The organism is Staphylococcus sp. GDY8P67P (genome assembly GCF_017892545.1).
GTDB classification, from domain to species: Bacteria; Bacillota; Bacilli; order Staphylococcales; family Staphylococcaceae; genus Staphylococcus; species Staphylococcus ureilyticus.
The window spans coordinates 94,382-106,139 of record NZ_JAESLH010000008.1 but is presented as its reverse complement, the minus strand read 5'-3'; the positions used below and the strand labels follow the sequence as shown (position 1 = coordinate 106,139).

At 36.3% G+C, this 11,758-nt stretch carries 8 protein-coding genes and 1 other annotated feature; all 8 genes read left to right on the top strand.

Translation table 11 applies throughout. The features are described from left to right. Positions 1-190: 190 nt before the first annotated feature. The 8 genes from rplK (at position 191) to KA833_RS03950 (ending at position 11,684) form a co-directional block, all read left to right on the top strand. Entirely contained in the window at positions 191-613 is a 423-nt protein-coding gene (gene rplK / locus KA833_RS03985; RefSeq protein ID WP_019468573.1) for a 50S ribosomal protein L11, read from the top strand. Between the two features lie 228 nt (positions 614-841). Further along, a complete protein-coding gene (rplA, locus tag KA833_RS03980) occupies positions 842-1,537 on the top strand; it encodes a 50S ribosomal protein L1 (RefSeq protein ID WP_046207685.1) in 696 nt (231 codons plus the stop codon). Positions 1,538-1,627: 90 nt separating this feature from the next. Next, positions 1,628-1,775: a sequence feature (ribosomal protein L10 leader region), on the top strand. Between the two features lie 77 nt (positions 1,776-1,852). Then, positions 1,853-2,362, top strand: coding sequence for a 50S ribosomal protein L10 (gene rplJ, locus KA833_RS03975; protein ID WP_046207684.1), 510 nt, complete (start codon positions 1,853-1,855; stop codon positions 2,360-2,362). Between the two features lie 40 nt (positions 2,363-2,402). Beyond that, positions 2,403-2,771, top strand: coding sequence for a 50S ribosomal protein L7/L12 (rplL, locus tag KA833_RS03970; RefSeq protein WP_046207683.1), 369 nt, complete (start codon positions 2,403-2,405; stop codon positions 2,769-2,771). 251 nt (positions 2,772-3,022) lie between these two features. After that, positions 3,023-3,631, top strand: coding sequence for a class I SAM-dependent methyltransferase (locus KA833_RS03965; RefSeq protein ID WP_070657486.1), 609 nt, complete (start codon positions 3,023-3,025; stop codon positions 3,629-3,631). A 199-nt stretch (positions 3,632-3,830) separates the two neighbouring features. Continuing rightward, positions 3,831-7,382 (top strand): DNA-directed RNA polymerase subunit beta, encoded by a 3,552-nt coding sequence (gene rpoB / locus KA833_RS03960; RefSeq protein WP_064209891.1) that lies wholly within the window; start codon positions 3,831-3,833, stop codon positions 7,380-7,382. Between the two features lie 170 nt (positions 7,383-7,552). Next, positions 7,553-11,146 carry a DNA-directed RNA polymerase subunit beta' gene (gene rpoC, locus KA833_RS03955; RefSeq protein WP_169926877.1) on the top strand — a complete coding sequence of 1,198 codons (3,594 nt, stop codon included), beginning with the start codon at positions 7,553-7,555 and terminating at the stop codon, positions 11,144-11,146. A 283-nt stretch (positions 11,147-11,429) separates the two neighbouring features. Beyond that, positions 11,430-11,684, top strand: a complete 255-nt coding sequence (locus tag KA833_RS03950) for a ribosomal L7Ae/L30e/S12e/Gadd45 family protein (RefSeq protein WP_064209889.1) — start codon at positions 11,430-11,432, stop codon at positions 11,682-11,684. Positions 11,685-11,758: the final 74 nt, after the last annotated feature.

Genomic DNA, 11,758 nt, shown 5'->3' with positions numbered 1-11,758 from the left:
ACCCCTAATCATTAAAATGATAAGGGGTTCTATAAAAAAAGTTCCATTTTACTCTTGCTTTATGATTTGAGTAGATGTTATAATACTGTGGTCGCGCTCATAGAGCGTTCATTTCGTCACGAAATGTAGAAGAGTGGGAGGACAAAACTGAGTCCTGTGACCACATCACGATATCAAGGAGGTGCACATCGTGGCTAAAAAAGTAGAAAAAGTTGTTAAATTACAAATTCCTGCAGGTAAAGCAAACCCAGCACCACCAGTTGGTCCAGCATTAGGTCAAGCAGGTGTGAACATTATGGGATTCTGTAAGGAATTCAACGCACGTACACAAGAAGATGCAGGTTTAATTATTCCGGTAGAAATCAGTGTTTATGAAGATCGTTCATTTACATTCATTACAAAAACACCACCGGCTCCAGTACTACTTAAAAAAGCAGCTGGCGTTGAGAAAGGTTCTGGTGAACCTAACAAAAACAAAGTTGCTACAGTAACTAAAGATCAAGTACGTGAAATTGCAAACCAAAAAATGCAAGATTTAAACGCTGCAGACGAAGAAGCAGCTATGCGTATTATCGAAGGTACTGCACGTAGTATGGGTATCACAGTTCAATAATATTAAAAAATTAACGAAAACATAGATTGACGATGAAGCAGATGACAGAAATGACAAACAGGATCAAAGCGTTCAATATTGTCGTAATAAGAGGGAAATTGTCATTTATTTAGGAAGTGTTTCCTGAGATGAAATATGATTAAAACCTCTCTGTTATCTGCTCTTAACTTGCAAATGCGAGTAAATGTGGGAGGAAATTCCGCTAAAACCACTAAAGGAGGACATGAAATGGCTAAGAAAAGTAAAAGATTTCAAGAAGTAGCTAATAAAATTGACCGCCAAAAACACTATAGTGTGGAAGAAGCAGTTGAATTAGCTAAAGAAACAAGTATCGCTAACTTTGACGCATCAGTTGAAGTAGCATTCCGTTTAGGAATTGATACACGTAAAAATGATCAACAAATCCGTGGTGCAGTTGTACTTCCAAATGGTACAGGTAAATCACAACGTGTATTGGTATTCGCAAAAGGAGACAAAGCAGCTGAAGCAGAAGCAGCAGGTGCAGATTTCGTTGGTGAAGGTGAATATGTTCAACAAATCCAACAAGGTTGGTTTGACTTTGACGTAGTAGTAGCTACACCAGATATGATGGGTGAAGTTGGTAAACTTGGTCGTGTATTAGGACCTAAAGGTTTAATGCCAAACCCTAAAACTGGAACTGTAACAATGGACGTTACAAAAGCAGTTGAAGAAATCAAAGCAGGTAAAGTAGAATATCGTGCTGAAAAAGCTGGTATTGTACATGCTTCTATTGGTAAAGTATCATTTGATACTGACAAACTTGTTGAAAACTTCAAAGCTTTACAAGATGTGTTAACTAAAGCAAAACCATCTTCAGCTAAAGGTACTTACTTCAAATCTGTTGCTGTTACAACAACAATGGGTCCTGGCGTAAAAGTCGATACTTCTAGCTTCAAACTTTAATCTTAAATATAAATGATGATAAGACTGGATGGATATATTCAGTCTTATCTTTAAAAATATATTGACATATTATATTTAACCAGTTATATTGGTTAATGTATTATTTTACCTAAGACAGTAGGAGTTAGTCATAACTTAAAAATAATCCTACCGAGGCTAAAATTGACTTGAACGTGAAGATTTTTAGATCTTTCAAGCACTTTTTGCCGTGGGTAGAAAGTGCTTTTTTTATTGAGATAAAGTTGTTAATTGACGTAATTAGCAGTTGTAATCAAGATTAAAAGCACCAAATAAAAAAACTATGGAGGTGTCTAAATGTCTGCTATCATCGAAGCTAAAAAACAACAAGTTGATGTAATTGCTGAATCATTAAAGAATTCAGTATCTACTGTAATCGTTGACTACCGCGGTCTAACTGTTTCAGAAGTAACTGAATTACGTTCACAATTACGTGAAGCTGGCGTTGAATTCAAAGTATTGAAAAATACAATGGTTCGCCGTGCTGCTGATCAAGTTGGCTTAGAAGATTTAAATGAACACTTAGTAGGTCCTACTGCAGTTGCTACTTCAACAGAAGATGTTGTTGCTCCAGCAAAAGTATTAGCAGGATTTGCTAAAGAACATAAAGCTTTAGAAATTAAAGTAGGTGTTATGGAAGGCAGTGTTATTTCTGCTGAAGAAGTTAACACAGTTGGTACATTACCATCACACGACGGTCTTGTTTCTATGCTTTTATCAGTATTACAAGCTCCAGTACGCAATTTCGCTTATGCAGTTAAAGCTGTTGGAGAAGATAAAGAACAAAACGAAGAAAGCGCTGAATAATTGCGCATAAAACTAATAAAATTAATGGAGGAATATTAAAATGGCTAATCAAGAACAAATCATTGAAGCAATTAAAGAAATGTCAGTTTTAGAATTAAACGACTTAGTAAAAGCAATTGAAGAAGAATTTGGTGTAACTGCAGCAGCTCCAGTAGCAGCAGCAGGTGCAGCAGGTGGCGGAGACGCTGCTGAAGAAAAAACAGAATTTGATGTTGAATTAACATCAGCTGGATCATCTAAAATCAAAGTCGTTAAAGCTGTTAAAGAAGCTACTGGCTTAGGATTAAAAGATGCTAAAGAATTAGTTGACGGAGCTCCTAAAGTAATCAAAGAAGCTTTACCAACTGAAGAAGCTGAAAAACTTAAAGAAGCATTAGAAGAAGTTGGCGCTACAGTAGAATTAAAATAATTCTAGCTGGCTAACAGTTCATAATTATATATTGAAGGTTATTCAAGCAGTTTAACACATTAGCTATTTCGATACGCTAATCTTAAATGCAATGTGGATATCCTGAAATCTTTGAGAAATGAAAACCCCGTTATCGATATAACGGGGTTTTATCTTATTTGATCTATCCTGAATGAATCGTTTGTTGTTACAAAGTTTTGTTGAGGGTATAGTATTAATCTAAGATGAATTAGATTAAAAGAGGTGTAGTCATGAGTCATTACTATGATGAAAATCCTGAAGTAGAAAGCGCTGAACTTCCTTTTACGTATTCCTACAAAAACTATGATTTAAAATTAGTTACTGATTCAGGTGTATTTTCTAAAGGGAAAATAGACTTTGGTTCAGATTTATTAATCAATACTTTTTTGAAAGAAAATCCCCCGGGTCCTACTAAAAAAATTATAGATGTTGGTTGTGGTTATGGACCGATTGGTTTGATGATTGCAAAAGTGTCTCCGCACCATGAAATAACGATGGTTGATGTAAATCAACGCGCACTTTCCTTATCGATTAAAAATAAAACGCAAAATCATTTAGAGAATGTAGAGATCAAAGAAAGTGATGGGTTATCGCAAGTAGAGGATAATGCTTTTGATTTTGTATTAACGAATCCACCGATTAGAGCAGGAAAAAAAGTAGTTCATAGCATCTTAACTGATGCGCATCATAAATTAAAAGCGAATGGTGCCCTTTATGTTGTGATTCAAAAGAAACAAGGTATGCCATCTGCGAAGAAAAAAATGGAAGAAACATTTGGTAATGTAGAAGTATTAGAAAAGCACAAAGGCTATTATATATTAAGAAGTGTAAAAGGTTGATTAAAAACCACTGTTCTGATATAGTAATAGAATGTAAAAAATTATGTTCAATAAGTGTGTACTTTTACGTATAAATTAACAAAGTATATAAGGTGAAATAGAAAATGGTGTCATGAGTTATGCTACCGTTTTCTTTTTGTCTAATTATATTTGCTGATTTAGTAAAAGTAAACACGCAATTTTTGAGGGGTGAATCTGTTTGGCAGGTCAATTTGTCCAATATGGAAGACATCGTAAACGTAGAAACTATGCGAGAATTTCAGAGGTATTAGAATTACCGAATTTAATTGAGATTCAAACTAAGTCTTACGAGTGGTTCTTAGAAGAAGGTTTATATGAAATGTTTAGAGACATTTCACCGATTGAAGATTTCACAGGAAATCTGTCTTTAGAGTTTGTTGATTACAGACTTGGAGAATCAAAATATGATTTAGAAGAATCGAAAAACCGTGATACGACGTATTCTGCACCTCTACGTGTAAAAGTACGTCTAATCATTAAAGAAACAGGCGAAGTGAAAGAGCAAGAAGTATTTATGGGTGATTTCCCATTAATGACAGATACAGGTACATTTGTGATTAATGGTGCTGAGCGTGTAATCGTATCGCAATTAGTTCGTTCACCATCCGTTTACTTTAATGAAAAATTAGATAAAAATGGTCGCACAAACTATGATGCAACAATTATTCCTAACCGTGGCGCATGGTTAGAGTATGAAACTGATGCCAAAGATGTAGTTTATGTACGTATTGATAGAACAAGAAAATTACCACTAACAGTATTATTGAGAGCTTTAGGTTTCTCAACAGATCAAGAAATCATTGATCTTTTAGGAGACAATGAGTACTTACGTAATACATTAGAAAAAGATGGTACTGAAAATACTGATCAAGCACTATTAGAAATTTATGAGCGTTTACGCCCAGGTGAACCTCCGACAGTAGAAAATGCGAAAAGCTTACTATACTCACGTTTCTTCGATCCGAAACGTTATGATTTAGCGAGCGTAGGTCGTTATAAAGCGAATAAAAAACTTCATTTAAAACACCGTTTATTCAATCAAAAATTAGCAGAACCAATTGTTAATGCTGAAACAGGTGAAATTGTAGCTGAAGAAGGTACTGTCCTAGATCGTCGTAATTTAGATGAAATCATGGATGTATTAGAATCTAATGCGAACAGTGAAGTTTTTGAACTTGAAGGTACTGTGATTGATGAACCAGTAGAAATTCAATCTATTAAAGTATATGTTCCTAATGATGAAGAAGGCCGCACAACAACAGTTATTGGTAATGCATTCCCTGATTCAGAAGTGAAATGTATTACACCAGCTGACATCATCGCATCAATGTCATATTTCTTTAATTTATTAAGTGGTATTGGATTCACAGATGATATTGACCATTTAGGTAATCGTCGTCTACGTTCAGTAGGTGAGTTACTACAAAACCAATTCCGTATTGGTTTATCAAGAATGGAACGTGTGGTACGTGAAAGAATGTCTATTCAAGACACAGATTCAATTACGCCACAACAATTAATTAATATCCGTCCAGTTATTGCGTCAATTAAAGAATTCTTTGGTAGTTCTCAATTGTCACAATTCATGGACCAAGCCAATCCATTAGCAGAATTGACACATAAACGTCGTCTATCAGCATTAGGACCTGGTGGTTTAACACGTGAACGTGCTCAAATGGAAGTGCGTGACGTTCACTACTCTCACTATGGCCGTATGTGTCCAATCGAAACACCAGAGGGACCAAACATTGGTTTGATCAACTCATTATCAAGTTATGCACGTGTAAATGAATTTGGTTTCATTGAAACACCATATCGTAAAGTAGATCTTGAGACGAATAGTATCACAGATCAAATCGATTATTTAACAGCTGATGAAGAAGATAGCTATGTAGTAGCACAAGCGAATTCTAAACTAGATGAAAATGGTCGTTTCTTAGACGATGAAGTTGTTTGTCGTTTCCGTGGTAATAACACAGTTATGGCCAAAGAAAAAATGGATTACATGGATGTATCTCCTAAACAAGTTGTTTCTGCAGCAACAGCATGTATTCCATTCTTAGAAAACGATGACTCTAACCGTGCATTAATGGGTGCAAACATGCAACGTCAAGCAGTACCATTGATGAATCCAGAATCACCTTTCGTAGGTACTGGTATGGAACACGTAGCAGCTCGTGACTCTGGTGCTGCAATTGTCGCTAAACATAAAGGCCGTGTTGAACACGTTGAATCTAATGAAATTCTTGTACGTCAACTTATCGAAGAAGATGGACAAGAATACGAAGGCGAAATCGATCGCTATCCGTTAGCTAAATTCAAACGCTCAAACACAGGTACTTGTTATAACCAAAGACCAATCGTTGCTACAGGTGATGTCGTAACGAAAGGTGAAATTTTAGCCGATGGTCCTTCAATGGAACTTGGTGAAATGGCGTTAGGTAGAAACGTAGTTGTCGGTTTCATGACATGGGACGGTTACAACTATGAAGATGCTGTAATTATGAGCGAACGCTTAGTAAAAGATGACGTATATACTTCTATCCATATTGAAGAATATGAATCAGAAGCACGTGATACAAAACTAGGACCTGAAGAAATTACACGTGATATTCCTAACGTTTCAGATAGTGCGCTTAAAAACTTAGATGACCGTGGTATTGTATACGTAGGTGCTGAAGTTAATGACGGAGACATTTTAGTAGGTAAAGTAACGCCTAAAGGTGTAACAGAATTAACAGCAGAAGAACGCTTATTACATGCGATATTCGGTGAAAAAGCACGTGAAGTACGCGATACATCATTACGTGTACCTCATGGTGCAGGCGGTATTGTTCTAGACGTTAAAGTCTTCAACCGTGAAGAAGGAGATGACACATTATCTCCAGGTGTAAACCAATTAGTACGTGTTTATATCGTTCAAAAACGTAAAATACATGTTGGTGACAAAATGTGTGGTCGTCACGGTAACAAAGGTGTTATCTCTAAGTTAGTTCCTGAAGAAGATATGCCTTACTTACCAGACGGTACACCAATCGACATCATGTTGAACCCATTGGGTGTTCCATCACGTATGAATATCGGACAAGTATTAGAGTTACATTTAGGTATGGCTGCTAAAAACTTAGGTATTCATGTTGCTTCACCAGTATTTGATGGTGCGAGTGATGAAGATGTATGGTCAACGATTGAAGAAGCTGGTATGGCACGTGACGGTAAGACAGTATTATACGATGGACGTACGGGTGAACCATTCGATAACAGAATCTCAGTCGGCGTTATGTATATGTTGAAACTTGCACACATGGTTGACGATAAATTACACGCACGTTCAACTGGACCATACTCACTTGTTACGCAACAACCATTAGGTGGTAAAGCACAATTCGGTGGACAACGTTTCGGTGAGATGGAAGTATGGGCACTTGAAGCTTACGGTGCTGCATACACACTTCAAGAAATCTTAACTTATAAATCTGATGATACAGTAGGTCGTGTAAAAACTTATGAATCTATTGTTAAAGGTGAAAACATTACTAAACCTGGTGTTCCTGAATCATTCAGAGTATTGATGAAAGAACTTCAAAGTTTAGGATTAGATGTTAAGATTATGGATGAGCATGACAATGAAATCGACATGCAAGATAACGAAGATGAAGATGCAGTAGAACGTAAAGTGGACCTTCAACAAAAAGAAGCGCCACAATCACAAAAAGAAATTACTGACTAATACAGATCGCATTTAAGTTTATAAAAAGATATACCATTTTGGGGTAAAGTCGTCGTACTTGCCTCATTATGGCCTTATCTATTATTGATAAAGAGCAATCAATCAATTTGCACAGCTAATCTAAATTGAAGGAGGTAGGCTCCTTGATTGATGTAAATAATTTCCATTATATGAAAATAGGACTTGCTTCACCTGAAAAAATCCGTTCATGGTCTTTTGGTGAGGTTAAAAAGCCAGAAACAATTAACTATCGTACTTTAAAACCAGAAAAAGATGGTCTATTCTGTGAGAGAATTTTCGGACCTACAAAAGACTGGGAATGTAGTTGTGGTAAATACAAACGTGTACGCTATAAAGGTATGGTTTGTGATAGATGTGGAGTAGAAGTAACTAAATCTAAAGTGCGCCGTGAAAGAATGGGACACATTGAATTAGCTGCGCCAGTTTCACATATTTGGTACTTCAAAGGTATTCCAAGCCGCATGGGACTATTATTAGATATGTCACCAAGAGCATTAGAAGAAGTCATTTATTTTGCTTCTTATGTTGTTGTAAATCCTGGCCCAACTGGATTAGAGAAAAAGACATTACTATCTGAAGCAGAATTCAGAGAGTACTATGATAAATTCCCTGGTCAATTTACAGCTAAAATGGGTGCTGAAGGTATCAAAGAATTATTAGATGAAATTGATTTGGATACAGAATTAAAAGAATTGCGCGATGAGTTAGAGTCTGCAACAGGACAAAGACTTACACGTGCGATTAAACGATTAGAAGTAGTTGAATCATTCAGACATTCTGGTAATAATCCAGCTTGGATGGTATTGGATGTACTTCCAATAATTCCACCAGAAATCAGACCAATGGTTCAATTAGACGGTGGACGTTTTGCAACAAGTGATTTAAATGATTTATATCGCCGTGTCATCAACCGTAACAACCGTTTAAAACGTTTATTAGATTTAGGTGCTCCTGGCATCATCGTACAAAACGAAAAACGTATGCTACAAGAAGCAGTTGATGCACTTATCGATAATGGTCGCCGTGGTCGTCCAGTAACTGGACCAGGTAACCGTCCATTAAAATCATTGTCACATATGCTTAAAGGTAAACAAGGTCGTTTCCGTCAAAACTTATTAGGTAAACGTGTTGACTATTCAGGCCGTTCCGTTATCGCTGTTGGACCAAGCTTGAAGATGTATCAATGTGGCTTACCTAAAGAAATGGCTTTAGAGTTGTTTAAACCTTTCATCATGAAAGAATTAGTTCAACGTGAAATTGCGACAAACATTAAAAATGCGAAAAGCAAGATTGAACGTATGGATGATGAAGTATGGGATGTACTAGAAGACGTAATTAAAGAACATCCAGTTCTTTTAAACCGTGCACCAACGCTGCATAGATTAGGTATCCAAGCATTTGAACCTACACTTGTAGAAGGTCGTGCGATTCGTCTACATCCACTTGCAACTACAGCTTATAACGCTGACTTTGATGGTGACCAAATGGCTGTTCACGTACCATTATCTAAAGAAGCACAAGCAGAAGCACGCATGCTTATGCTTGCAGCACAAAACATCTTAAACCCTAAAGATGGTAAACCTGTTGTTACACCATCACAAGATATGGTATTAGGTAACTATTACCTTACTTTAGAACGTAAAGATGCAGTAAATACTGGTACAATTTATAATGATACAAACGAAGTGTTGAAAGCTTATGCGAATGGTTATGTACATTTACACACACGTATAGGTGTGCATGCAAGTTCATTTAATAACCCAACATTTACAGAAGCGCAAAATCACAAAATCTTAACAACATCTGTTGGTAAAGTAATCTTTAATGAAATCATTCCTGATTCATTTGCATATATTAACGAACCAACAAAATATAACCTTGAAAACAGTACGCCAGACAAATACTTTGTTTCTGCGACAGAATTAGGTGAGGGTGGATTAAAAGCATATTTTGATGAACAACCACTCATCGAACCATTCAACAAGAATTTCTTAGGAAATATCATTGCAGAAGTCTTTAATCGATTCAGCATCACAGATACATCTATGATGTTAGATAGAATGAAAGACTTAGGATTCAAATTCTCTTCTAAAGCTGGTATCACTGTTGGTGTATCTGACATTGTGGTTTTACCAGATAAGCAACAAATTTTAGATGAACATGAAAAACTAGTTGAAAAAGTACAAAAACAATTCAACCGTGGTTTAATTACAGAATTTGAACGTTATAATGCAGTTGTTGAAATTTGGACTGATGCCAAAGACCAAATTCAAAACGAATTAATGGGATCACTTGAAAAAACAAACCCAATCTTTATGATGAGTGACTCTGGTGCTCGTGGTAACGCATCTAACTTTACACAGTTAGCAGGTATGCGTGGACTTATGGCTGCACCATCCGGTAAGATTATTGAATTACCAATCACTTCATCATTCCGTGAAGGTTTAACAGTGTTAGAATACTTTATCTCTACACATGGTGCACGTAAAGGTCTTGCCGATACAGCACTTAAAACAGCGGACTCTGGTTATCTTACTCGTCGTCTTGTTGATGTGGCACAAGATGTTATCGTTCGTGAAGAAGACTGTGGTACGGATCGTGGTTTACTTGTATCTGATATTAAAGAAGGTACTGAAATGATTGAACCATTCAGCGAACGTATTGAAGGTCGTTATTCTAAAGAAACGATTCGCCATCCAGAAACAGATGAAGTCATCGTTCGTCCAGATGAGTTAGTAACAGCAGAAATTGCTAAGAAAATCACAGACGCTGGTATAGAAGAAATGTATATCCGTTCAGCATTCACATGTAATACACGTCATGGTGTATGTGAAAAATGTTATGGTAAAAACCTTGCTACTGGTGAAAAAGTTGAAGTTGGTGAAGCAGTTGGTACAATTGCTGCCCAATCCATCGGTGAACCAGGTACACAGCTTACAATGCGTACATTCCACACAGGTGGTGTAGCAGGTAGTGATATCACGCAAGGTCTTCCTCGTATCCAAGAGATTTTCGAGGCGCGTAACCCTAAAGGTCAAGCAGTCGTGACTGAAATTGAAGGTGTCGTAGATGACATTAGCGTTGCCAAAGATCGTCAACAAGAAATCGTCATCAAAGGCGCAAATGAAACGAAATCTTACCTAGCTTCAGGTACTTCAAGATTAAAAGTTGAAGTTGGCCAAAGTGTTGAACGTGGTGAAGCACTCACAGAAGGTTCAATTGAACCTAAGAACTTCTTATCTATATCTGGCTTGAATGCAACAGAAAGTTATTTATTAAAAGAAGTTCAAAAAGTTTACCGTATGCAAGGTGTTGAAATTGATGATAAACACGTTGAAGTTATGGTAAGACAAATGTTACGTAAAGTACGTATCATTGAAGCTGGAGATACGAAATTACTTCCAGGTGCACTTGTAGATATTCATAACTTTACAGATGCGAACCGTGAAGCATTCAAAGAACGTAAACGTCCAGCAACATCTAAACCTGTATTATTAGGTATAACAAAAGCTTCTCTTGAAACTGAAAGCTTCTTATCAGCAGCTTCATTCCAAGAAACAACACGTGTACTTACAGATGCTGCTATCAAAGGTAAACGTGATAACTTACTTGGACTTAAAGAGAACGTTATTATCGGTAAGCTCATCCCAGCTGGTACAGGTATGAGACGTTACAGTGATGTACAGTATGATAAAGCGACACCAGAAGAAGTTGTTGAAGAGATTCAACCAACTGAAATCTAGTATTGCTTTTAAAATATGAAATGGTTTAGCATTCATTTGAGCTTGTATAAACATATAGACATGTGTTGAAGTTGTAGGACTGCAACACGTGTCTATGTCTTAAGTGACTGACCATTTTACTTTGGGCGAAATAAAAGATGAGATGGTAACATTTGATCTTTATTTCGCTCTTTTATTTTTTTATATATTTTCTGCAAAAAATGTTAATTAAAGTTGACTACGCAGTAATTTTGATGTTATTATTATTAAGGTTGATGCAAGCAGAACTTTGGAGGATATTTAGATGTCTAATGAAAAAGTTGCACGCTTTAACAAACAACACTATGTTATTGGTCTTAAACAGACGCTAAAAGCTTTGAATAAAGATCAAGTGACATCATTGATTATCGCTGAAGACGTTGAAGTTCATCTAATGACTCGCGTGTTAAGTCAAATCAATCACAAAAACATATCTATCTCATTTTTCGAAAGCAAACAAGCTTTAGGAAAGTATGTAGGTATAAACGTTAATGCGACTGTTGTTGCATTATTGAAATGAGATTAGTAAGATTTTTCTTACTAAATTTTATTTACCTTTAAAATGAACCACCTGGATGTGTGGGATTATAAAAG